This window comes from Bradyrhizobium sp. 195, from assembly GCF_023101665.1.
In the GTDB taxonomy this organism is placed as follows: Bacteria; Pseudomonadota; Alphaproteobacteria; order Rhizobiales; family Xanthobacteraceae; genus Bradyrhizobium.
The window spans coordinates 304,190-327,657 of sequence record NZ_CP082161.1 but is presented as its reverse complement, the minus strand read 5'-3'; the positions used below and the strand labels follow the sequence as shown (position 1 = coordinate 327,657).

The window sequence follows — 23,468 nt, the reverse complement described above, 5'->3', positions numbered from 1 at the left end:
TTTTGAGATAGCAGGACATCGCGACATGAACATTGCCATTCTTCCTGATTCGCCCGCGACCGCGCCGCAGATGATCGATCCGCTCGATCATCTCGCCGACAAGCTGTTCCACCGCATGGGCGCCGACGGCGTCTATGCCCGTACCGCACTCTATGAAGACGTCGTCGAGAAGCTCGCCGCGCTGATCACGAGCCATCGCGAGACCGGCACCGAGGTGATGCGCTTCCCGCCGGTGATGAGCCGGGCTCAGCTGGAAAAATCCGGCTACCTCAAGAGCTTTCCGAACCTGCTCGGCTGCGTTTGCGGCCTGCACGGGACCGAACGCGAGATCAACGCCGCGGTGAGCCGCTTCGACGCCGGTGGCGACTGGACCACCTCGCTGTCGCCCGCCGATCTCGTGCTGTCGCCTGCCGCCTGCTATCCGGTCTATCCGATCGCGGCGAGCCGCGGACCCTTGCCGAAGGGCGGCCTGCGCTTCGACGTTGCCGCGGATTGCTTCCGCCGCGAGCCGTCGAAGCATCTCGACCGGCTGCAATCGTTCCGGATGCGCGAATATGTCTGCATCGGCAGCCCCGACGACGTCGCTGATTTCCGCGAGCGCTGGATGGTGCGCGCGCAGAAAATCGCGACTGACCTCGGCCTCTCTTTCCGCGTCGACTATGCCAGCGATCCTTTCTTCGGTCGCGTCGGCCAGATGAAGGCGGTGAGCCAGAAGCAGCAGCAGCTCAAGTTCGAGCTTCTCATTCCGCTGCGCTCGGAAGAGCAGCCGACGGCCTGCATGAGCTTCAACTATCACCGCGAGCATTTCGGCACGACCTGGGGAATCCAGGATGCCAGTGGCGAGCCGGCCCACACCGGCTGCGTCGCCTTCGGCATGGACCGGCTTGCTGTCGCCATGTTCCACACCCACGGCACCGACCTTTCCGCCTGGCCTGCCAAGGTCCGGGACATCCTGGGCCTGCAGCCGCGGGTCACGGCCGATGCCCACGTCGAAGGCTGGCGCTAAGAGCGTGATCCGGATCCGAAGGACCGCGTTAGCGCAAGTGCGAAGCAGTTTTCCGAAATGATCATGCTGAAACAACAGACCAAACGAGGCCTGTCATTTCCACGGGTAAGACGAGCGTGATTCACACCAAGGTGCGATGCCGCGAGATCACCGAGTCCGACGCCGAAGCGGTTGCGGACCTGCTGACGCGCGGCTTCGTCGGCCGCTCGCGGAACTATTGGATCCAGGGTCTGCGCCGGCAGGCCTTCCGCTCCGTACCGGAGGGCTATCCGCGCTTCGGCTACATGCTCGATAATGACGGCACGCCGGTCGGCGTGCTGCTGCTGATCTACACGGCGCGGAAGAACGGCGACGAGACCACCATCCAGTGCAATTTGTCGAGCTGGTATGTCGACCCGGCCTACCGCAACTATGCCCCGCTGCTGACCAAGATCGCGCAGCGGCACAAGGATGTGACTTATTTCAACATCAGTCCGGCGCCGTGGACCTGGCCGATCATCGAGACGCAGGGCTTTCGCGCCTATTGCCGCGGCATCTTCTTCTCGGTCCCTGCACTGGCGCGCGTCCCGCGCTGGAGCGAGATCGAGGTCATCTCGCCTCACGCCAAGACGATCGAAGGGCTTTCCGACGCCGAGACAGAGCTTCTCACGCGGCATGCGCGCTACAATTGCCTCAGCCTCGTCTGCCGCACGCCGAAGGGAACATTCCCCTTCATCCTGCAACCTGTGCGCATCCGCCGCGGCTTCATCGCGCCCCCTGCAATGAAGCTGATCTATTGCCGCAGCGCTGCCGAATATGCCGCCTGCGCAGGCCGCATCGGCCGGCTGCTGCTCCGGCTCGGCAAGATCTCGGTGGCGATCGATTCCAATGGCCCGATTCCCGGCCTCGTCGGTATTTATACCGAGCGGCGCGGTCGCAAGTATTTCAAGGGCCCGCATCGGCCACAGCTCGGCGATCTCACGGATACGGAACTCGTGTTGTACGGGCCGTAGCGCAACGCTCGGCTCTGTAGCACGCATGAGCGCAGCGACATTCGAACGGCGGCCCCGGATATCGCTACGTTCATCCAGGCTACGGGCTATGGCCTTGCCGGCCGGCCGTTTGCGCGCTCGCTCTCCATCGCCAGTCACCCTCCGTAAACTACCGCGCTTAAGGGAATTTTCCCGCCTCTTCGCTACGCTCAGTGGCTGAATTAGGTTGCGTTAAATCTATTGCCCGCCGAGATCCCGCCGACCCCATGACGTCGACCCGCGACAACGAGCTTGGTGCACGCCGCGAGCAGGGCCCGGAGGCCCTGGTCGCGCTGAGCCAGCTTGCGCTCGACCACATGGAGCAGGGCGTCTGCGTCTACGATGCCGACAACCGGATCGTGCTGATCAACCAGAGTTACCTGGCGCTGTTCGACATGTCGGCCGACATCGTGCGAGTGGGCACGAGTTACCGCGAGGTGCTCGCGCACAGTGCCGGGCGCGGCAACTTTCCGGAAAGCGAGCTCGACGCGCTGTATTCGGCACGGATCGCGCAGATCGCAGGGGGAAAGCCGTTCCGGACCGAGCAGCGGCTTGCGACCGGCCTCGTCATGTCGCTCGAGCTGAAGCCGCTTCCCGGAGGCGGCTGGATGACGATCTGCGACGATGTCAGCCGCCTCGCCCGGCTCGAGGCGGAATTGCGCGTGCAGACCGAGCGCAGCCAGCACGCGCTCTCCAACATGTCGCACGGCCTCATCATGTACGATGCCGACAGCCGCGTCGTCGTCTGCAACGAACGTTTCCTGAACCTCTACAATCTCGACCCCGAGATCGTGCGGCCCGGGGTCTCGCATTCCACGGTGATCGACCATTGGATGTCGCGCGGCAATTTGCCGGGCATGCCGGCCGACGAATTCCAGAACTCCAGGTTGGAGGACGTGCGCGCCAGAAAGGCGAAATCCCTGCTGGTGATGCGTTATGACGGGCGCATGGTACAGGCGGTCTCCCGCTTCCTGCCCGATGGCGGCTGGGTGACCGTGCACGAGGACGTCACAGAGCGGCTGCAATACGAGGAGACACTGAGGCAGCAGAACCTCATCCTCGATGCGGCGCTGGAGAACATGGCGCACGGGCTCGCCTTCTACGACAGCGATATGCGCCTGCGCGTCTGCAACACTACCTATCGCGAGATCTTCCGGCTATCGCCGCAAGAGACCAGGCCCGGGACACATCTCTCCGAGCTGATCGAGCGGTCGATGGCGAACGGCGCTTTTGCTTCGGAATACAGCCCCCAACAGCTTCTGGAAGCCGCCAGCGAGAGAATTGCGAACCGCGATTCCTCGCCGATGCGCCGGCGCATGTCCAACAGCACCGTGATCTCGGTCCGCTATTGCGCACTGGCCGAGGGCGGCTTCGTCGCCACCTATGAGGATATCACCGAGCGGGAACACGCGATCGAGGAGCTGAGCGAGCAGTATCGCCGCTTCGATGCGGCGCTGAACAACATGAGCCAGGGCCTGTGCATGCTCGATTCGAGCCTGCGCGTGATCGTCTGCAACCGCCGCTACATCGAGATGTACGGCCTGTCGCCTGATATCGTGAAGCCCGGCATCTCGATGCGAGAGATCATGGAGCACAGCTGCGAGCTCGGCATCCATCAGAACACCACGGCCGCACGACTCTATGCTGACTACGTCGAGCGGCTGCGCGAGGGCGAGCATACGCTGCACCGCCATTTGAGCGATGGCCGCATCATCAAGCTCAATCACAAGCGGATGGAGCATGGCGGCTGGGTCGTCACCTACGAGGACGTCACCGAGCGCCACAAGGCCCAGGCCCGCGTCGCGCACATGGCGCGGCACGATTCGTTGACCGACCTGCCCAACCGCACGCTGTTCCGCGAGAAGATGGGCGAGGGGCTGAACCAGGTCGCGATCGCCGGCGGCGCGATGGCCGTGCTGTGCTTCGACCTCGACAATTTCAAGACCGTCAACGACCGCCTCGGGCATGCCGCCGGCGACCGGCTGCTGCGCTGGGTCGCAGCGCGTCTGAAGGAGAATGTCGGCGAGCACGACACCGTCGCACGCCTCGGCGGCGACGAGTTCGCCGTGCTCCAGCGCGGACCGCAGCCGCAATCGGCCGAGAAGCTGGCCCGGCGCCTGGTCGAAATCATCGGCCACTCGCCACCGCTGGGGAGCCAGTCGATCCATGTCGGCGTCTCCGTCGGCATCGCGATCGCGCCCGACCACGGGCTCGATGCCGACGAGTTGATGAAATGCGCCGACCTCGCGCTGTACCAGGCCAAGGCCAAGGGGCGCGGCGCCTATCAGCTGTTCGAACCCGAGATGGAGGAAGAGGCGCGCCGCCGGCACGCGCTGGAGCACGATCTGCGCGGCGCGCTGGAGGCGCGCGAATTCCATCTGGTGTTTCAGCCGCAGATGCGGCTCGATTCGTCCGAGCTCACCGGGTTCGAGGCGCTGCTGCGCTGGAAACATCCCTCCCGGGGCTTCGTCTCGCCGGCTGAGTTCATTCCCATCGCGGAAGAGAACGGCCTGATCGTTCCGATCGGCGAATGGGTGCTGCGCAGCGCCTGTGCGACCGCCGCGTCCTGGCCCAATGTCGCCATCGCAGTGAACCTGTCGCCGGTGCAATTCCGCTCGCGCGGGCTGGTGGCGATGGTCACGAGCGCCCTTGCGGAGGCTGGCCTGCCGCCGCAGCGGCTCGAGCTCGAGGTCACCGAGACGGCGCTGCTCGACGACAGCGAGGCAACGATCGAAATCCTGCACCAGCTCCGAGCGCTGGGAGTACCCGTCAGCCTCGACGATTTCGGCGTCGGCTATTCCTCGCTGAGCTATCTGCGCAAATTTCCATTCGACCGCATCAAGATCGACCGCTCCTTCGTCGGCACGCTTGGCGAAAGCCCGGAGAGCGTGGCCATCGTCCGCACCATCGCAAGCCTCGGTTCCGTGCTCGGCGTCGAGACGACGGCGGAGGGTGTGGAGACCGAGGAGCAACTCGACTTCGTCCGCGAATGTGGCTGCACCGCCGTACAAGGCTATTATTTCGGCAAGCCGTGCCCCGCATCGGAGGTCGGCCGCACCATCGAGACGCTGAACACGGTCCGGCGCGTGGCGTAGCGCGCTTCGGCTCCCTTAAATTCCGTATCTCGGCACGCTTTCAAACGACGAATTGTCGCACGCATCGTTTCCGGCGGATTGGCATCTCGCCCCTGCCCTGCAGACGCGCAATGGCGCTTTTCTTCTCCCGTGATTTCGGGAACAATCACCTCACAAGAACGAAAACGGCGGTCCGAGGAGGCTGCCGCGAGGGAGGAATTTCGATGTCGCGATACGGGCTGAAGACGATCGCATTTGCCGCGATGCATACTGTCATGGGCGCATTGCTCCCGACTGCCGCCAGTGCGCAGGATTATCCCACCAAGCCGATCACGCTGATCGTGCCCTGGCCGGCCGGTGGGTCGACCGATATCTCGATGCGCGCCATCGCCGACAGCGCCGCGAAGGTGCTGGGGCAGCCGATCGTGATCGACAACAAGGCCGGCGGCGGCGGCACGGTGGGACCGGCGACCATGGCAGCGGCGGCGAAGCCGGACGGCTACACCATTTCACAGATTCCGATCACTGTCTTCCGTCTGCCCTTGATGCAGGAAGTGTCGTGGGATCCTGCAAAGGACTTTACCTACATCATCCACCTCACCGGCTACACCTTCGGTGTGACCACCAGCGCAGAGTCGCAGTTCAAGAGCTGGAAGGACGTGGTGGAGTTCGCGAAGGCGAACCCGGGCAAGGTGACCTACGCCACGCCGGGCGCCGGCACATCGCTGCATATCGGCATGGAGCAGATCGCCGGGATGTCCGGCATCAAGCTGACGCAAGTCCCTTTCAAGGGCGGCGCGGAGACAAACGCTGCGGTGCTGGGACAACACACGATGCTTCAGGCGGACTCCACGGGATGGCGACCGCTGGTCGATGCCGGCAAGCTGCGGCTGTTGATGGTGTGGACCGGCTCACGCTCGCCGAACTATCCCGACGCGCCGACGCTGAAAGAGCTCGGTTATCCCATGGTCTATGACTCCCCGTTCGGCATCGCCGGGCCGAAGGGCCTCGATCCGAAGATCGTCGCCAAGCTGCACGATGCCTTCAAGAAGGCGGTCGAGGACCCGGCCGTCGTGGCAACGCTCGCCAAATACGACATGGTGCCGAATTACAAGAACACCGAGGACTACAAGAAGTTCGTCGTCGAAGTCACGGAGTCCGAACGCAAGGTGATCGACAGCCTCGGGCTGGCGAAGAAGTGAAAGAGTAGAGTCGTATCGCCAAACATGTTGGCGTCAGCCTGAGGTGCGAGCCGCGCTTGCGGCTCGCCTCGAAGGATGGATCGGGGCACCGCCGCCCTTCGAGGGCCGCCAAGAAGCGGCCACCTCAGGGTGACGGTGGTCGAGAGGTGCTTCATATGAACGATCAAACCAACGTCAAACTCCGTCTCAGCAATTCCGAACTCTGGGGCGGAGTGATCGGGCTTGCGCTCGGCGGCTTCGTGATCTGGTCCGGCCTGAAGCTCAAGCTCGGCACCATCAACGATCCCGGCTCCGGCTATGTGCTGTTCTACACGGGCATTCTGATGTGCGTGTTCGCAGGCTCCATCATCGTCTCGGCGATCACCGAAGGCGGGCCCACGCTGGCCTCGCGCTGGGAAAATGTACGCTGGAGCAAGCCGCTCCTGCTGATAGCCTGTCTCGTGGCATTCTCCATCGCACTCGAGCCACTCGGTTTCCTGCTGTCGTCGATCCCGTTGATGCTGCTGCTGTTGCGGCTGATTGATCCCGTCCGCTGGCCGCTGGCGATTCCGGTCGCCGTGCTGGTGCCCATGGGCATGTGGTGGGTGCTCAAGCGGCTGCTGTTGATCCAGTTGCCCTCGGGCCTGTTCGGGATCGGTTGATCGCATGGATACGCTTGTCAATGTCGCGCATGGATTCGGCGTCGCGCTGCTTCCGGTCAACCTGCTGTACTGTTTCATCGGCGTCTTCATCGGCACGCTGGTCGGCGTGCTGCCGGGGATCGGACCGATCTCGGCGATGTCGCTGCTGCTGCCCGTGACGCTGTCGGGGACGCCGGAATCCGGCATCATCATGATGGCCGGCATCTATTACGGCTCGATGTATGGCGGCTCGACCACCTCGATCCTGGTCAACATCCCCGGCGAGGCGGCCTCCGTCGTCACCTGCATCGACGGCCACCAGATGGCGAAGCAGGGCCGCGCGGGCCCTGCGCTCGGCATCTCCGCCTTCGGCTCCTTCATCGCCGGCACGTTTGCACTGATCGCCTTGATGCTGGTCGCGCCGAAGCTTGCCAGCGTCGCCATCGCGTTCGGCCCGGCCGAATATTTCAGCCTGATGGTGCTCGGCCTCGTGGTGCTCACCTTCCTAACCCAGGGATCGATGCCGAAGGCGCTGCTGATGGCGTGCATCGGCGTCGTGCTCGGACTGATCGGGCTCGATAGCATCACGGCGCAGCCGCGTCTGACCTTTGGCCGCATGGAGCTGATCGACGGCATCGGGCTCGTGCCCGTCGTGATGGGCCTGTTCGGCGTTGCCGAGGTGCTGCTCAACACCGAGCAGGCGATCAAGCGCGACATCATCAGCACCAAGATCACCCATCTCCTGCCCACCAAGGAGGACTGGAAGGCGAGCGCAGGGCCGGTCGGCCGCGGCACCATCCTCGGCTTCTTCCTCGGGATCCTCCCGGGCGGCGGCGCGGTGGTGGCGTCATTCGCCTCCTACGCACTGGAGAAGCGGCTGTCGAAGACGCCGGGGCGTTTCGGCCACGGCGCGATCGAAGGCGTCGCGGGGCCGGAATCGGCGAACAACGCCGCGGCGGGAGGCGCCTTCATTCCGCTGATGACGCTCGGCATCCCACCGAACGTGGTGATGGCGCTGCTGCTCGGTGCATTCGTCATTCACGGCCTGCAGCCGGGACCGCTGCTGATCACGCAGAACCCCGGCCTGTTCTGGGGCATCGTCGCCAGCATGTATATCGGCAACGTCATGCTGCTGGTCCTGAACCTGCCGATGATCGGCATGTGGGTGCAGCTGCTCAAGCTGCCCTACAACATCCTGTTCCCCCTGATCATCCTGTTCACGATCCTGGGCGTCTACTGCTCCAGCAACAACGTGTTCGACGTCTACGTGATGATCGCGTTCGGAATCATCGGCTATTTCATGCGCAAGCTCGGCTATGAGCCGGCGCCGCTGGTGCTGGCCTTCGTGCTGGGACCGATGATGGAGAACAATCTGCGCAAGTCGCTGATCCTGTCGCAGGGCGATCTCTGGACCTTCGTGCAACGTCCGATATCGGCGGTGTGCCTCGCATTCGCAATGGTGCTGCTGATCGCGCCGCTATTGCCTGCGCTACGCAAGAAGCGCGAGCTGGTGGCGCTGGATGAAGGGGCTTGAGGTTTGGTAGGGTGGATTAGCCGGAGGCGTAATCCACCTCTTCTCTCTCGACGCGAACAGTAAAGTGGTGGGTTACGCCTACGGGCTAACCCACCCTACGATGCCTCAGCATGCCGCAGGCAGCGCATCCGTCGCCACGCCCCATGGCCGCTCGGCTGACGCGAGCCCGATAAGCCGGCCCTGGATGTAGTCGCAGCCCCAGTCGCGCAGCATGTTTGCGGCTTCCTCGTCCTGCACCCATTCGGCGACGGTCTTGATGTCGAGGCGGCGGGCGAGGTCGATCAAGGTCTGCACGAAGGCGCGATCGTCGGCGGAATGGGTGATGTTCTGCACGAAGGCACCGTCGATCTTCACGATGTCCACACCGAGCTTGCGCAGGTTTCGGAACGAGGTGTAGCCGGCGCCGAAATCGTCGATGGCGATGCGGCTGCCGAAATGCTTGAGACGGCCAACGAAAGCTCGGACGTCATCGATGTCCTGGATTGCGACCGTTTCGGTGATCTCGACGATCAGCCGCTCGGCGACGCCGGGATGCGCCTGCATCAGCGATTCGATTCCCGCCCACCAGTCCGGATCCATGGTGGTATCAGGCGAGATATTGAGACTGAGGCAGATGTCGGGTGCCGCCGCGAGCTCGGCGACCACGAGTTCGAGCACGCGATGATCGACCAGGCGTATCAGGCCGAGCCGTTCGGCGACCGGCACGATGTCGGGTGCGAGCAGCACCTGGCCGTCGCCCTGGTCCATCCGCACCAGGCATTCGTGGAACGCTCGCTCGCGCGAGGCGGCCGACACCACCGGCTCGTAGGCGAGCTTGATGCGGCGCTCGTTCAGCGCGGTGACGATTTCGTCGGTGACGCGGATGTTGACGCGGCGCTGCGCGTCGCGCGTGGCATCCGGACGCCATGCCGCGAACGAGCCGACGCGGCGGCGCTTGGCGGCATCCAGCGTCTCATGGGCACGATTGACGGCCTCATCGGTGTTGCGGGCATAGCGCGGTACGCTGACCGCGCCGATCGAGGCGGTGACCGAGACCGGACCGGACTTGGTCGGCACCACCTCGTCGCGGATGCCGGCGAGGAAGCGCTCGGCGGCGACGTTCATGTCGTCGACGGTGCAGTTCTTCAGGATCAGGCCGAACTTGTTGCCGGAAAAGCGCCCGAGCACGTCGCCGCCGCGCAGGCGCGAGCGGATACGCTTGGCGATGTCGAGGATCACGGCGTCGGCAACGTCGAAGCCAAAGGCATCGTTGACGCGGGCGAGATGGTCGATGCCAACCAGCATGAAGGCCGCGGTCGAGCGGAAGCGGGTCGTCTCCTCGATCGCCTCGGCCAGCGCCGCGATCAGGTACGAACGGTTGAGCTCGCCGGTCAGCGGATCGAGCCGGGCCAGCTTGGTCAACTCCTCGTCGCGGGCGTGGCGTTCATTGTTGATGCGGACGGAGCCGATCGCACGCGTGGGGCGGCCGTCGGGGCCGGCGAACCAGCGGCCGGTCTCCTCGATCCAGATCACGGGATCGGCGGCGCTCATGCGGACGCCATACTCGACCCGGTATGGCGTGCCGTCCGCACCATGCACGGCATAAGTTTGCGCCAGCCCGGCGGTCCGCACCGATGGCGCGGGTTCGATCAGCTTGGCAAATTCGGCGCCGGTCGCCAGTCGCTCGGCGGGGATGCCGGGGAAGACGCTGGCGACCTGATCACCCCAGACCATCGCATCACTGCCGATGTCCCAGGCGAACACGGCCTGGCCGAGGGCGGCCAGAATGTCGGAGGCTTGCGGCAATGCAGGGGTCAAAATCGCCTCGTTTCGGGACAGCGGGGAAGTCCTGAGCCGGCACAGGATAGAGCCAGATTCGCTCCCGACCCTAGGCAAAGTTGATAAACAATTTGGAAACCACGTTCCCAAACTACCGAGGAACCGATTAGGCTCGGGCGGCATAGGCCTTGCGAGACCATCATATGCACCGGCGCCAATGTCCCAAAACGCGCCAGTTCAACCTGATGAACGGTGTTGCGATGGCGACTGCGGATGGAATGGAAGAGGCAAAGCGGCAGGCCGGCACGGCCCTGGTGCCGTTGATGCCGACGTTGCAGTGGGTTCACAAGGCGCCGATGCCGCGCCCCGATCCGAGCTTCGTCGCCCAGCTCATCGCCAATGCCGAGCACCTGCCCCAGGCGAGCCGGTTGCGCCGCGCCTCTTCCGAAGACGCCCAGATGGCCTATGGCAGCAAGCACCCGCTGCAAAGCGTCAGCGCACGCACACGGCAGGTGGCCTGATCAGCGCGGCGGCGTGTCCGGCGAGGACGGCGTGCCATTGCCCGGCTGAAGATGTGGCGAGGGAATTTCCGGCGAGGGCGCACCCTGCACGGGCTTTGGCGCAGGATGATCCATCAGCACAGATTCGGCGACAGATTGTGCCGAAGGTGCGGGAGGCTCCACTGGCGCCGGCTGCGGCGCAATCACCGGCTCGAACTTGCGCTCGGACGCCACATCCTCGCCCGACGCTTCGGCCTGGCGCTTGGCCTTGCGCGGCGCCGCCACCGTCGTCTCGGCGACATAGGTGACGCGGCGGCGCGTGCGCTGGGCGATGCCGGCGAAGAAATCGGCCATCGCGAGCAGCACCAACAGGAAATAGGTGGAGTTGCCGAATTTGGGCCACATCACGAATTCGGCAGCGGCGGCGCCGAGCACGATCAGCGACAGCAGATGATCCATCAGAAATTTGGATCCGGGCCGCGCGCCCTTGACCACTTCGAGCAGCAGCAGCACCACGCCGAGCGCGAGCAGGAGATCGGCGAGCGTGACCGGCCAGACCTCGCCGGACACCATCGGAACCTTGAACAGCACGTCCGTAAAGGAAACGGTCGGCATCAGGAAGGCGATGATGTTGTACACCGCGAGCGGAATCAGGAGCAGCGGGAAACCGACCATCGGCAAAACGCCTTCTCGATCAAGATGTCCGGACAGAACAATGCAGCGGCGAAGCATTTGCTCCGCCGCCGTCACCGTCTATCTCATGGATGGGCCGAAATCAGGCAGGCAAAATCATCCTGCCCAAAGAAAAATCATCCTGCCCAAAGAAAAGGTCCTTAACTCAGGACTCTTTCTTCTTCAGAACCTGCCGGCCCTTGTACATGCCGGTCTTGAGGTCGAGATGGTGCGGACGACGGAGCTCGCCGGAGTCCTTGTCTTCCACATAGGTCGGCTTCTTGATGGCGTCTGCCGAGCGGCGCATGCCACGGCGCGACGGCGAGGTTTTTCTTCTCGGAACGGCCATTTCAATATCCTCTAGGGATTGGTGTCATCAGGGCATCGTCCGCAGGACGGCTCAGCACCCAAACGGGGCGAGCGAAATGCCGATCAAGGCCGGGCTTATAGAGGAAGGCTGGCCGTAAAGCTAGGCTCTTGGGCCGGAAAATACGCCCGGATTGGGCCCGAAATCAGCGATTTTCCCGCCAGCAGGCCGCAAGCGAGCCCGCCTGCGCCCGTGCCACATAGGTCCCGGCCAGCCGCCGGACGCCCGGGCCGGGGGTCCGGGCGCTGCGTTTGACCGGATTCGGCAGGATTGAGGCCAGAAGCGCGGCTTCCCGGGGGGAAAGGCTGGCAGCCGACTTGCCGAAGGCATAAGCGCTGGCCGCCTCGACGCCAAATTGTCCCTGTGGACCGAGCTCGGCGATGTTGAGGTAAATCTCCAGGATCCGCGGCTTGGGCAGGACCAAATCGATCCAGAGCGCCAGCGGAAATTCCAGCGCCTTGCGGACGAAATCCCGGCCCTGCCAGAGGAACAGGTTTTTGGCGACTTGCTGGGTGATGGTGGAAGCGCCCCGAAACGCCGTGCCGTCCTCCTGCGCGTCGTCGATCGCCTCGCGCAGCGCGCCCCAATCGATTCCATGATGCTTGCAGAAATGCGCGTCCTCGGCCGCCACCACCGAGCGCGGCAGTGAGGGCGACATCGCCGCCAGATCGATCCATTCCCGCTGCATCGGCGCGCCGCGAAGCGAGCGCCACGCCATCAGCGTCGAAACGGGATGACCGGTGCGGTAGAACGGCGCGATCACATAGGGCGCGAGAGCTGCGACCACGAGCACCAGGAGAAGGATTTTGACGATGCGCAAATCAACCTTTCCGGCGCAAAATGAAACGCAGCCGCGGACCTTTCCATTAAGTCTGTGATAATTCGGGCGTTTTCCAGCACTTTTTAGGCCTTCCAAACGATTGACTGGGGCGGTCTCATAAAGGATTGTCCCGCCGAATTTTAGTTCTGGAGCCCTTCTTGATGACCGGCACGTCCCCGTCCGATTTCGCCAAGCGTCTGGACAAGACCGCTGATGACACCGAGGCCCTGCTCGGGCGCCTGTTGTCGGACGACATCCTGCACGATGAGATCGCCCGGCCCAAGCGACTGATGGACGCAATGCGCTATTCGAGCCTGAACGGCGGCAAACGCCTGCGGCCGTTCCTGGTGGTCGAGAGCGCCGCCGTGTTCGACGTACCGCGCGAGGCGGCGTTGCTCGCCGGTGCGGCGCTCGAATGCATTCACTGCTATTCGCTGATCCATGACGATCTGCCGGCGATGGACAATTCGGACCTGCGCCGCGGCCGCCCCACCCTGCACAAGAAGACCGATGACGCGACCGCGATCCTCGCCGGCGACGGCCTGTTGACGCTCGCTTTCGACATCATCACCCGCGACGAGATCCACCGCGACGCCAATGTGCGCCTGCTGCTGACGCGGGCGCTGGCGCGCTGCGCCGGCATCGGCGGCATGGTTGGCGGCCAGATTCTAGACCTTGCCGGCGAAGGCCGCTTCGGCGGCAACGAGCCGATCGACGTCGCCCGTATTCAGCAGATGAAGACTGGCGCCCTGCTTCGCTACGGCTGCATTGCCGGCGCGATCCTCGGCCAGGCCTCACAAAAGGAATATCAGGCGCTCGACGATTACGGGCGCGCGCTCGGCGAAGCCTTCCAGATCGCGGACGATCTGCTCGACGTCGAGGGCGATGCCGCGGCACTCGGCAAGCCGGCCGGCGCCGATGCCGCGCTCGGCAAGACTACCTTCGTCACCCAGCTCGGCATCGAAGGCGCCAAGCAGCGCGTACGCGACCTGCTCGCGCGGGCCGACAGCGCGGTGTCGATCTTCGGCGATCGCGCCGCCGTGCTGCAGGCAGCGGCGCGGTTTGTCGCCGAACGGAAGAGCTGACGCGCATCGATGGCGGCCGGCGGCAAAGAGGACCCCGCCCTCGTCCGCTTTCGGCAGATGTCGCGGCCGATGCGGCTGCTTTATGCCCGGCCGCGAACGTTCATCGCGCTCGCGGCTGGCGTCCTGGTCTGCCTGCTGCTGCCGGGCTCCCACCGGCTGGTGACCCGGCTGTTGTTCGGCTGGGACGCGCTGATCACGGTCTATCTCGTGCTGGTCTACGCAATGATGCTTTGCAACGACCATCACCACATCCGGCGCGCAGCCGCGATGCAGGACGATGGTCGCTTCGTGATCCTGCTGGTGACGGCGACCGGGGCGTTCGCCAGCATCGCCGCAATCGTCTCCGAGCTCGGCACACCACATCGGGGCGTGCTGGAGCTGACCGTCGCGATCAGCACCATCGCGCTATCATGGGCCGCCGTACACACGACATTCGCGCTGCACTACGCCCATGATTATTATCGGCATGCCGCACCGGGCGGCCTTCAGTTTCCGAGCCGCGACAATGAAGACCAGGCCGACTATTGGGACTTCGTCTATTTCTCGTTCGTGATCGGTATGACCGCGCAGGTCTCCGACGTCGGCATCACCGACAGGACGATCCGCCGCACCGCAACGGCGCACGGCATCGTCTCATTCATCTACAATACGGCGTTGCTGGCGCTGACGGTGAACATCGCGGCAAGCGCGATCTCAAACTGACATCGTCCCGGCGTTCGCCGGGACGACTTCAATTGTCAGCGACAAACCTCGGCGTTGGCGTCGTTGCCGGGGCCGCCACCGCCGCGATATTCGAGATGGCAGCCGCGGCTGACAGGACGGCAGCCAGTGTTGTTGCAGAACATCTGCCCGCCGGCCGAGGGACGGCTGGACCCAGCGGCAGCGGCAATGCCGGCCGCGGCACCATAACCACCCGCCGCGCCAGCAGCCGCGCCGCCGGCCTGACGACGCTGCCGCGCGGGACGCTCGTCACCGTCGTCGCGCTTGGCCGTCGCGGGTTTGGCCGGCTTGGCCGCACGCTGCTTTTCGCACTCATTATCGTCGTTGACGGCATACCCCTCCCGGCAGACGATCTTGCTGCACTTGTCGCCGTCGACCTTGAAACCGTGCTCGCAAGCCAGCGGGCAGACGCGCGACGGCTTGGCCTTGACCGCATCCAGCGCATCCGTGCTTGCCATCTTCACGTCGAGCTTGGTGCCGGCATAGCGGTTGAACTGCGACAGCGAGCGCTGCGAGGACGTATTCCAGTTGCCGTCGGCGGCGCCTGAGAAGCAGCCGACGCGGCCAAGCTCGGTCTGCACCGAGCGGCTGAGATCGGCCGGCGCGGTCGCAGGCGTCAGCGACGCAACGCTGGTGCCGGCGGGGCTCGCCGTGCTGGCCGGCGCCGCGCTCGGGGCCGCAGCGGCGAGATTGACGCGCTGCTGCTCGGCCACGGCTGCCTGCTGCTGCGCCTGCTCCTTGGCCTTCTGCGCGGCAAGCTGCGCCTGCTCGGCGGCTTTCGCATCGGCTGCGGCTTTGGCCTGCGCATCCTTCTGCGCGCCGAGCGCGGCGAGACGATCACGCTCGGCCTCGGCCTGCTTCGCCTTCGCGGTCGCCGCTGCGTGGGCCTGCTCGGCACCGATCTTCTCGACCTGGAGCTTGGCAAGGCTCGCATAGAAGCCATCAGGATGCTGGGCGAGGAAGGCGTCCCACGCCGCCTTGTTGCCAACCTGGAGCGCGAGTTCGTAGTCGCGGCGGATATCGGCCTGCGGGTTCGCCCCGGGCGCCACGGGTGCTGCAACCGCCAACTTGACCGGCACCAACGGCATGTCTTCGCCGCCGAGCGAGCCGTAAACGAACGGCTCCTGCTTGTTGCCGGTCGACTTGAGCACATCGTCGCGCACGAAGCCGAAGGCGCGGCGGACGTCGAGGCCCGGCGTCGTCAGATGCTTCGACAGCGCGACGGTAAAGGGGCTGTTGGCGCCGTCGCCGTCCTGGGCCGTGAAGCCGGCCTTGGCCGAATAGGCGATCAGCGTGTTGGGGCTGGTCGGCTCGACCTGGGCGAGGCCACGGCCGATGCCGCGCGAAGCCACCGTGCGCTTCATCTTCTTGCCGAACGGATTGTCGCGGCAGGCGTCCAGGATCACCAGACGCAGCTGCTTTGCCGGCTCGACGGCGACCAGGACGCGGTCGAGCGAAAGGGCCTCGTCATAAACGTCGGTATCGCGCTCGAGCTTGGCGTCGACAGGGATCAGATAATTCGAGCCCTCGACCTCGATGCCGTGACCGGCATAGTAGACCACCGCGATATCGGCACTGCGGGTCGCGTCGGCAAAGTCGCGCAGCACGCGCCGTGTATCCAGGGCCGATAGGTCGCGCCGGTAATCGACAACATCGAAACCGGCCTCCTTAAGCGTCTTCGCCATCACCGCACCGTCATTGACGGGGTTGGCGAGCGCCGGCGCGTGCTGGTAGGCCGAGTTGGCAAGCACCAGCGCGACGCGGCTGCCGGCGAGCGCGGGATCAGTGCCGAACAGCAGTGCTGCGGCGAGGAGAAGCGGGCATAGTCTGAGCAGATTGCGCATGACACGACTTCCGAAGTTCGGGCCGTTTCGGGCCCCTTGGGACCGCTTTAGCAGGATCTGGCGCCGGCGCTTGTGATGGAGGTCACGAAGGCCGCGCTGGCGACTGTCGGAAAGTCCCCCTTTGTTTGTCGCACCAGCGCGGCTGCGGTTCGCCCCAAGCTGGTGTCGACCGAGTTCCCCTAGGCATCACCGATATGCCCCCGATATTGCGGCAGATTGTCCGTAATTTCGTGCCAGGGCGCCTTCGATGCCACGAAAATGTGGGCGCTTGGCCGGATCGAGGGAGCGTCAACCAGGGTTCCCATGGCGACATGGACCCATTCTCCCTCACGCACCCGGGAATAAAGCAGCGAGCCGCATCGCCCACAATGGGCGTCATGGGTGGTGTCGTCGCCGAAAATCATCCGCTGGTCCCCACCTTGGACAATGCGGAGCTTGTCCTGCGCGATGCCGGCGAACGGCTTGAAGGCGGAGCCGGTGGTGCGCCGGCAGTTCGAGCAATGGCAGTTCATCGCATAGGAGAACGCGTCGGCCACCTCAAAGCGGACGGTGCGGCAATAGCATTCGCCCACCAGGATACGAGCGTTCGAAATTTCTGATCCGGTCATTCCAGCGTCCCTGCGCAATTGCCGAGAGACACCATAGCGCATTTCGATGTGTACGACTAAGTTCGCCCCAAGCCATCATTCAAAGGGATGACCCATGAGCCAGAACCGTTCGAGCGTCGAAGCCGTCGTGCAATCCTATTTTGACGGGCTCTACGAGGGCGACGCTGAAAAGCTCGGCGCTATCTTCCATCCCTCCGCGGATTTGCGCTGGGTCGAGAAGGGCGAATTGCAGGTGCTGACCGTGCCGGACTGGCTCGACCGCGTGCGCAAGCGCCCATCCGGCAAGGCGGAAGGCAAGCCGCGCGAGGATTTCATCGTCACCATCGACCGCTCGGACGACAAGACCGCCTTCATCAAGGTCAGGTGCCAGCTGCCACCGCGTTTCTTCACCGATTATCTGGTCGCGATGAAGCTCGCCGACGGCTGGCAGATCGTGTCGAAATCGTATCGGTATGATCTGAGGGAGTGACGAGGCAAAGCGCTCCGCTGCCCGAAATCGGTCGCACTCGCTCCCCAGTCTCCGTCATTGCGAGGAGCTCTTGCGACGAAGCAATCCAGAATCCCTCCGAGGAGAGATTCTGGATTGCTTCGCTGCGCTCGCAATGACGGGGCTGATAGCGCGTTCATTTCAACCTCACCTCCACTCATCTGAAAAGTCCCCATGCTCCTCGATCGCCGCTCCCTGCTTGCCTCACTCGGCTGGATGGCTGCTTCTCCCGCGCTTGCGGCAGAGGCGCCGCCAGAATTCGAAGCCTATGAACGCGAGAGCGCCGGGCGGATCGGGGTCTATGCGGAAAATCTGGTCACCGGCGCCAAGCTCACTTGGCGCGCCACCGAGCGCTTCGTCATGTGTTCGACATTCAAAGCCTCGCTCGCGGCTTGCGTGCTGGCGCGGGTCGATCGCGGCGAGGAGCAGCTCGCATCCGTGATCCCATACGGCAAGGCCGACCTGCTGGAGTATGCGCCGGTCGCCAAGCAGAATCTCGCGGCTGGCGCGATGTCGGTCACCGAGATGTGCAAGGCGATCGTCGAGCTCAGCGACAACACCTGCGCCAATCTGCTGCTGGCGCGGATCGGCGGTCCCGCCGCGCTCACCGCGTTCTGGCGATCGCTCGGCGACACCACCTCACGGCTCGACCACAATGAGCCCGAACTCAACCGCTCCCCGCCCGGAGATCCCCGGGACACCACGACGCCCGCGGCGATGGCCGGGAACTTGCGCCGTCTGGTGGCGGGCGAAGCGCTGTCTCCGGTCTCTCGCGCGCAGCTCACCGAATGGATGGTGAATTGCAAGACCGGCGCCAACCGGCTGCGCGGCGGCCTGCCCGCAAGTTGGAAGATCGGCGACAAGACCGGCTCCAATGGCAAGGACGCAGCGGGCGACATCGCGGTGACCTGGCCGAAGTCCGACACGCCGATCCTTATCGCGGCCTATGTCCAAGGCGGCACGCCGACGGCAGCGCAGATCGAAGCCACCTTCGCGCGAATCGGGCGGATGGTGGCCGAACGGCTGGCGTAAGCCGCGCGCATTGACGCAACAGTCGCTTCCGGTTCAAGACAGACCATCATGGAAGCGAAGTTTCAGACCTTTCTTATCCTGCTGGCCGTATTGGCGGGCGTGGCGCTGGCCGCACGCCGCTTCAACGTTGCCCCCGCCATCCTGCTGATGCTGGCCGGCGTCGGCCTCGCCTTCGTGCCGGGCATGCCGTCGGTGGAACTGCCGCCGGAGCTGGTGCTGCTGTTGGTGCTGCCACCGCTGATCTACTCGGCGAGCGTCGCCATGAGCTGGCGCGAGTTCAGGAACAACTTGCGTCCCATCGTGCTGCTTGCGGTCGGCGCAGTGATCTTCACCGCGGCGATGGTGGCGGCCGCCACGCATTACTTGATCGGCCTGCCCTGGGCCGTCGGCTTTCTGCTCGGCGCCATCGTCGCGCCCCCCGACGTGGTGGCACCGCTCGCGATCGCGCGCCGGCTCAACTTGCCGCGGCGGCTCGTGGTCATTCTCGAGGGCGAAGGGCTCGCCAACGACGCCACCGCGCTGACCCTCTACCGCTTCGCGCTGGCGGCGATCATGGTCGGGCATTTCTCGCTACCGCTCGCGGCCGGCGAGTTCCTGCTCATCGTGGCCAGCGAGATCGCCTTCGGCATTGGGGTCGGTTGGCTCTCCCTGCGCTTCCGCAAATGGTCCGGGGATCCGCAGGTCGAGCTGACGCTGTCGCTGATCACGCCGTACGTGTCCTACTGGCTGCCCGAGCATGTCGGCGGCTCCGGCGTGATCGCCACCGTCGCCTGCGGCCTCTATGTGAGCTGGAACGGCCCGCTGCTGATCTCGTCGGCGACGCGCCTGCAGGGCATCTTCTTCTGGGACCTCGTGATCTACCTGATCGAGGGCGTGCTGTTCCTGCTCACCGGCTTCCAGATGCGCGCGCTCTACGAGAAGTCGAAGGCGTTCCCGCTCGACGACATCCTGATCGCGACCGCCGTGGTCCTGATGATCGTCGTGATCGCGCGCTTCGCCTGGCTCTATCCCGCAACCTACCTGCCGCGGCTGCTCAGCAAATCGTTGCGCGAGCGCGATCCGTCGCCACCCTGGCAATGGCCGTTCGTGCTCGCCTTCACCGGCGTGCGCGGCGCGGTGTCGCTCGCAGCGGCGCTGGCGCTGCCGTTCACGCTACCTGATGGCGAGGCGTTCCCATATCGTGACCTGATCCTGTTCGTCGCCTTCGGCGTCATCTTCGTCACGCTGATCGGCGTCGGCCTGACGCTGCCGCCGGTGGTGCGGTGGCTCGGCGTCGCCGATGCCGGCCGTAACGAGCATGCCGCCGAGCACGAAGCCGAGATCGCTGCGCGCCGCCAGGCCCTGGACGCCGCGCTAAGGTCGCTCGACGCAATGACCGCGAAACAGGAAGTCTCCGAAGAGGTGATGCGGCTTCTGCGTGCGCGTCACGAGATCCGCGTCAACCAGCTTCCGGGTTCGCTCGATCCCACCCGCCACGACGTCTCCGCCGCCGGCACCGTGCTGACCCGCAACCTGATCGCCGCCGAACGAAAGTTCATCCACGATCTCCTGCGCGATGGCCAGATCACCGACGAGACGCGGCGGCGGATCGAGCGCGATCTGGATCTGGAGGAGGCGAGTTTGGCGAACCGGGAGTATCGGCGGACGCCGCTCTAGCCTCCTCGTCATTGCGAGCGCAGCGAAGCAATCCAGACTGCCGCTACGGAAAGATCCTGGATTGCTTCGCTGCGCTCGCAATGACGGTGCCAACCGACTACCGCCTTGCGCAAAACTCCCCGATTGCCGCCGCCACAGCCTCCGCAATCGTCTCATGCCGCTCCGGCGAGTTCATCGCCATTTCTTCGTCGCGGTTGATGATGGAACCGGCTTCGAGCAGCACTGCGGCACTGCTCGTCCGCGAGAGAACGACGAGTCCGTCATAGCGGTACACGCCGAAATCCTTGTCGAGCAGCTGGCGCCGGTAACGGCCCATCACCGGCAAGGTGTATTGGCTGGCATAGTGCAGGCCCTGCTCTTTCAGCTGCCGACCGATCATCCGGGCCAGCATCAGGCTGGTGGCGAAGTGCGGATTGTGCTGCGACACGAACAGCGAGTGGCCGGAAAAGCGATCGCTGAAATAGCTCTTCGCACCGTCGAACTCCCAGGTCTCGAGCAGTTTGTCCGGCACCGAATCGTGGTGAATCGACAGGAAGAGATCGGCGCGGCCGTTACTCGCGGCACTGACCCGCTTGAACAGGCTCGGCCGCGCCTTGCCATCCGTGACGAGCAGCCGGGTTGCGGCAAAGCCTTCGGACTTAAGCTTCGCCGCGATGAGTCTTGCGAGACGGAAGTTGAAGCCGAACTCCGGATCATTGCGCGCGCTCAACGCGCCGTAGGAGTCCGGGGTGTGCCCGACGTCCACGACGATCCGGAATTTGGGCATCTCACATCCGGCCGACACCTGCGGCTTGGCCTTGGGTCTTGCGATCTTTCGCGCGCTCACGGCCTCGCTGCTGCCAACAGCCGCAAGCGACGATAGCAGGACCGACGCAACCAGCCCGACGATGATGCTCCGCGGTTGCCCCAAGCGCTACTCCGCTGCCGCTATCCTGGGACGGCCGACGAAGCCCGCGACATCGCCGAAGCGTTCCAGCATCACGGCGGGCAGGTCCTTGGACTTGCTGGTGACGCAGGCACCGGAGCGCACCGCATAGCGGTCCTGATGCGCGGCCTGCGGCGGCGGTTCTCCCTGCTGGAGCGCCCGCGCCAGCTCCATCACGACTTTCCGGAAATGCATGATGCCGAGATCGGTCGGCCCGAGATGCTCGCGGGTGCGATCGGCGATCGGGCCCTGGCTGTCCTGCACGGCGGCGTCCTGCTCGGAGACGCCCTTGATGCCGGTGTAGCTCCTGGTCTTCTGGAGCTTGCGGTCGATCAGATAGTCGTTGCCCTTGTGACGCAACGGCACGTAATTGTCGTCGACCTCCGCAATTACGCCGTTGCCGCGGTCATAGGCGTCGCGCTCTCCTTGCGTCAGCGGCCGCTCCGGATTCCAGGCATAGGTATAGATCCAGCAATTGGTGTCGGTCACCGGCACGAAGGTCTGCCCGAAGATGTTTTCGCCCGGCATCGCGCTCGGCGCGTAAGCGTGGAACGGCATCAGGAACTGCGCGATGCGCCAGTAGATGTTGTCGCCGCCCGTAAGCCGGCCGCCGGCAATGGTCAGCCCGGCCTCGTGCGGACTGATCTTGATCACCGGGCGCGGATCCTCCGCGATCCAGCGCATGTGATCGCTCGACATCCGCGCGATCGGATTCACAAAGTGCTTCTTGATGTCCAGGATCTCGCTCTCCTCCTTGTCGAAGGAGAGATGGGCAAAGGTGAAATGCGCGGTGTCGATCGAACCTTCCAACGCCTGCACCCAGTTGCAGTCCTGCCATTTCTTGCTGACGTAGCGATGCGAGGCCGGCAGCAGTGCCATTTCGAGGTCGGGCAGCTCAGGCATGGCGTCGGCGGGACCCATATAGGCCCAGATCATCTCGCCCCATTCGCGCACCGGATAGGATTTGATGCGGATCAGGTCCTTGGCGTTGAGATCGGGATAGGAGGTCGGCATGTCCAGGCAGCGGCCATCGGTGCCGAATTTCCAGCCGTGATAGACGCAGCGGATGCCGCATTCCTCAACGCGCCCAAGCCAGAGATTGGCCCCGCGATGCGGGCAATATTGGTCGATGATTCCGACGACGCCGCGGGAGTCGCGGAAGGCGAGCAGCTCCTCGCCGAGCACAATGATCTTCTTCGGCTCACCGTCGGGCTCGGGGAGCTCTTCGCAGAGAGCCACGGGAATCCAGAACCGGCGCAACAATTCACCCATGCCCGTTCCAGGGCCGGCCTCGGTCAGGAATCTGTTGTCCTCGGCGCGGAGCATGGCTGATCCTCGCGATGTTTTCGGGAAGATTGGCGCGGGATCGCTGGAACGTCAACGCGGGAGCTGCACAGATCCTGCCGTAGGGTGGGCAAAGGCGCGAAGCGCCGTGCCCACGATCCTTGCGATATGGCGACAGACGCGTGGGCACGCTGCGCTTTGCCCACCCTACGGCACCTCGCCTAAACCGGCCGCTCCCCCTTGACCGTCACGCGCGTGCCCGAGCGCGTGTGCGGCCAGTAGTCCCACATCGCGCGGTGCTGGGTGCAGCGGTTGTCCCAGAAGGCGATGGCATTCTCGGTCCAGCGGAAGCGGCACTGGAACAGCGGATTTTCGGCGTGCTGGTAGAGATAGGCCAGCATCGCATCGCTCTCGTCGCGCGGAATGCCGTTGATGTGGCGGGTGAAGCCGCGGTTGACGTAGAGCGCCTTCTTGCCCGTCACCGGGTGCGTGCGCACCACCGGGTGCTCTGCGTGGGGATAGCTCGGCCTGTCCGCGACGCCGTAGTTCGCATAAAGGCCACGATAGATCGGCTCGCCGTCGTGCAGCGCGGTGAGGCCGTCGAGATAGGCCTTCATGCGGTCCGACAGCGCTTCGTAAGCCGCGTACATGTTGGCGAACAGCGTGTCGCCGCCGCGCGGCGGGCACTGCTTGATGTAGAGGATCGAGCCCATCGGCGGCTCGAGATCGCAGGACACGTCCGAGTGCCAGCCCTCGCCGTTGGCGCGCGGCGAGTTCTTGTCGGCGTAGATCTTCATCAAGGCCGGGTCTTCATCCTCATGCGGCGCGGCGGGATGGAAATGCAGCTCGCCGAACTTGCGGCCGAAGGCGAGATGCTGTTTTGGCGTGATGGTCTGGTCGCGGAAGAAGATGACGAGGTTTTCGGCGAGCGCGCGGTGGATCTCGTCCATCTGCCGGTTGGAGCGGGCGTCGCCCTCGACGAGCGTCCCGATGTCGAGGCCCGAAATTTCCGCACCGATGATCGGCGTGAGCTTTTCGACCGCGATGGTCTCGTAAGGCGCGCCGTCCCCGGCCGTGTGGCGATAGCGCGGGCCCTGCTTGCCGGCGAGTGAGCTCATGGCGGGTCTCCCGATCATTGTTGATTGGAGACATCGTAGCAATGTAGGGCGGGTTAGCGAAGCGTAACCCGCCACTTCGCGTCCGCAAAAAATAAGGCGGATTACGCTTGCGCTAATCCGCCCTACGAATTCAGCGATGTGATGAC

At 64.6% G+C, this 23,468-nt stretch carries 21 protein-coding genes; 12 read left to right on the top strand and 9 right to left on the bottom strand.

The genetic code is table 11. From position 1 onward, the window contains the following. Nucleotides 1-25 precede the first annotated feature (25 nt). From IVB26_RS01500 to IVB26_RS01475, 6 genes are all read left to right on the top strand, one after another. Nucleotides 26-1,006 carry an amino acid--[acyl-carrier-protein] ligase gene (locus IVB26_RS01500; RefSeq protein ID WP_247970298.1) on the top strand — a complete coding sequence of 327 codons (981 nt, stop codon included), beginning with the start codon at nt 26-28 and terminating at the stop codon, nt 1,004-1,006. A 116-nt stretch (nt 1,007-1,122) separates the two neighbouring features. Then, nucleotides 1,123-1,998 carry an acyl-CoA acyltransferase gene (locus IVB26_RS01495; protein ID WP_247970297.1) on the top strand — a complete coding sequence of 292 codons (876 nt, stop codon included), beginning with the start codon at nt 1,123-1,125 and terminating at the stop codon, nt 1,996-1,998. A gap of 245 nt (nt 1,999-2,243) precedes the next feature. Next, nucleotides 2,244-5,111, top strand: a complete 2,868-nt coding sequence (locus IVB26_RS01490; protein ID WP_247970296.1) for a PAS-domain containing protein — start codon at nt 2,244-2,246, stop codon at nt 5,109-5,111. Between the two features lie 203 nt (nt 5,112-5,314). Next, nucleotides 5,315-6,292, top strand: a complete 978-nt coding sequence (locus tag IVB26_RS01485) for a tripartite tricarboxylate transporter substrate binding protein (RefSeq protein ID WP_247970295.1) — start codon at nt 5,315-5,317, stop codon at nt 6,290-6,292. A gap of 155 nt (nt 6,293-6,447) precedes the next feature. Further along, nucleotides 6,448-6,933, top strand: coding sequence for a tripartite tricarboxylate transporter TctB family protein (locus tag IVB26_RS01480; RefSeq protein WP_247970294.1), 486 nt, complete (start codon nt 6,448-6,450; stop codon nt 6,931-6,933). Nucleotides 6,934-6,937: 4 nt separating this feature from the next. Further along, nucleotides 6,938-8,446 carry a tripartite tricarboxylate transporter permease gene (locus IVB26_RS01475; protein WP_247970293.1) on the top strand — a complete coding sequence of 503 codons (1,509 nt, stop codon included), beginning with the start codon at nt 6,938-6,940 and terminating at the stop codon, nt 8,444-8,446. Between the two features lie 105 nt (nt 8,447-8,551). Here IVB26_RS01475 and IVB26_RS01470 read toward each other — a convergent pair whose 3' ends face one another. Continuing rightward, the gene (locus IVB26_RS01470) at nt 8,552-10,243 is read right to left on the bottom strand and encodes a bifunctional diguanylate cyclase/phosphodiesterase (protein ID WP_247970292.1); all 1,692 of its coding nucleotides are present in this window, start codon (nt 10,241-10,243) and stop codon (nt 8,552-8,554) included. Nucleotides 10,244-10,464: 221 nt separating this feature from the next. Between IVB26_RS01470 and IVB26_RS01465 the strand changes: the two genes are divergently transcribed. Further along, nucleotides 10,465-10,725, top strand: coding sequence for a hypothetical protein (locus tag IVB26_RS01465; RefSeq protein WP_247973387.1), 261 nt, complete (start codon nt 10,465-10,467; stop codon nt 10,723-10,725). On the opposite strand, the gene IVB26_RS01460 is transcribed toward IVB26_RS01465, so the two are convergent. From IVB26_RS01460 to mtgA, 3 genes are all read right to left on the bottom strand, one after another. Further along, entirely contained in the window at nt 10,726-11,379 is a 654-nt protein-coding gene (locus IVB26_RS01460) for a hypothetical protein (protein ID WP_247970291.1), read from the bottom strand. It abuts the gene before it with no gap. Nucleotides 11,380-11,542: 163 nt separating this feature from the next. Next, a complete protein-coding gene (gene rpmF, locus IVB26_RS01455) occupies nt 11,543-11,725 on the bottom strand; it encodes a 50S ribosomal protein L32 (protein ID WP_007598106.1) in 183 nt (60 codons plus the stop codon). A gap of 163 nt (nt 11,726-11,888) precedes the next feature. Next, nucleotides 11,889-12,563 carry a monofunctional biosynthetic peptidoglycan transglycosylase gene (gene mtgA / locus IVB26_RS01450; protein ID WP_247970290.1) on the bottom strand — a complete coding sequence of 225 codons (675 nt, stop codon included), beginning with the start codon at nt 12,561-12,563 and terminating at the stop codon, nt 11,889-11,891. Between the two features lie 161 nt (nt 12,564-12,724). Between mtgA and IVB26_RS01445 the strand changes: the two genes are divergently transcribed. Then, nucleotides 12,725-13,648, top strand: coding sequence for a polyprenyl synthetase family protein (locus tag IVB26_RS01445; RefSeq protein WP_247970289.1), 924 nt, complete (start codon nt 12,725-12,727; stop codon nt 13,646-13,648). A 9-nt stretch (nt 13,649-13,657) separates the two neighbouring features. Then, the gene (locus tag IVB26_RS01440) at nt 13,658-14,350 is read left to right on the top strand and encodes a DUF1345 domain-containing protein (protein WP_247970288.1); all 693 of its coding nucleotides are present in this window, start codon (nt 13,658-13,660) and stop codon (nt 14,348-14,350) included. Nucleotides 14,351-14,385: 35 nt separating this feature from the next. Here IVB26_RS01440 and IVB26_RS01435 read toward each other — a convergent pair whose 3' ends face one another. Next, nucleotides 14,386-16,212 (bottom strand): caspase family protein, encoded by a 1,827-nt coding sequence (locus IVB26_RS01435; RefSeq protein ID WP_247970287.1) that lies wholly within the window; start codon nt 16,210-16,212, stop codon nt 14,386-14,388. A gap of 179 nt (nt 16,213-16,391) precedes the next feature. Then, nucleotides 16,392-16,820: a GFA family protein gene (locus IVB26_RS01430; RefSeq protein WP_247970286.1), complete on the bottom strand. Its 429-nt coding sequence runs from the start codon at nt 16,818-16,820 to the stop codon at nt 16,392-16,394. A 94-nt stretch (nt 16,821-16,914) separates the two neighbouring features. Here IVB26_RS01430 and IVB26_RS01425 point away from each other — a divergent pair, with 94 nt between their 5' ends. The 3 genes from IVB26_RS01425 (at nt 16,915) to IVB26_RS01415 (ending at nt 19,995) form a co-directional block, all read left to right on the top strand. After that, complete coding sequence (locus tag IVB26_RS01425) at nt 16,915-17,289, top strand: nuclear transport factor 2 family protein (protein WP_007598116.1); 375 nt, start codon at nt 16,915-16,917, stop codon at nt 17,287-17,289. Nucleotides 17,290-17,481: 192 nt separating this feature from the next. Then, a complete protein-coding gene (gene bla, locus IVB26_RS01420) occupies nt 17,482-18,339 on the top strand; it encodes a class A beta-lactamase (protein ID WP_247970285.1) in 858 nt (285 codons plus the stop codon). Nucleotides 18,340-18,387: 48 nt separating this feature from the next. Continuing rightward, nucleotides 18,388-19,995, top strand: coding sequence for a Na+/H+ antiporter (locus IVB26_RS01415; RefSeq protein ID WP_247970284.1), 1,608 nt, complete (start codon nt 18,388-18,390; stop codon nt 19,993-19,995). Between the two features lie 97 nt (nt 19,996-20,092). Here IVB26_RS01415 and IVB26_RS01410 read toward each other — a convergent pair whose 3' ends face one another. From IVB26_RS01410 to IVB26_RS01400, 3 genes are all read right to left on the bottom strand, one after another. Then, nucleotides 20,093-20,905 (bottom strand): N-acetylmuramoyl-L-alanine amidase, encoded by an 813-nt coding sequence (locus IVB26_RS01410; RefSeq protein ID WP_247970283.1) that lies wholly within the window; start codon nt 20,903-20,905, stop codon nt 20,093-20,095. A gap of 3 nt (nt 20,906-20,908) precedes the next feature. Next, nucleotides 20,909-22,246: a Rieske 2Fe-2S domain-containing protein gene (locus tag IVB26_RS01405; protein WP_247970282.1), complete on the bottom strand. Its 1,338-nt coding sequence runs from the start codon at nt 22,244-22,246 to the stop codon at nt 20,909-20,911. 179 nt (nt 22,247-22,425) lie between these two features. Continuing rightward, the gene (locus IVB26_RS01400; protein ID WP_247970281.1) at nt 22,426-23,322 is read right to left on the bottom strand and encodes a TauD/TfdA dioxygenase family protein; all 897 of its coding nucleotides are present in this window, start codon (nt 23,320-23,322) and stop codon (nt 22,426-22,428) included. Nucleotides 23,323-23,468 lie beyond the last annotated feature (146 nt).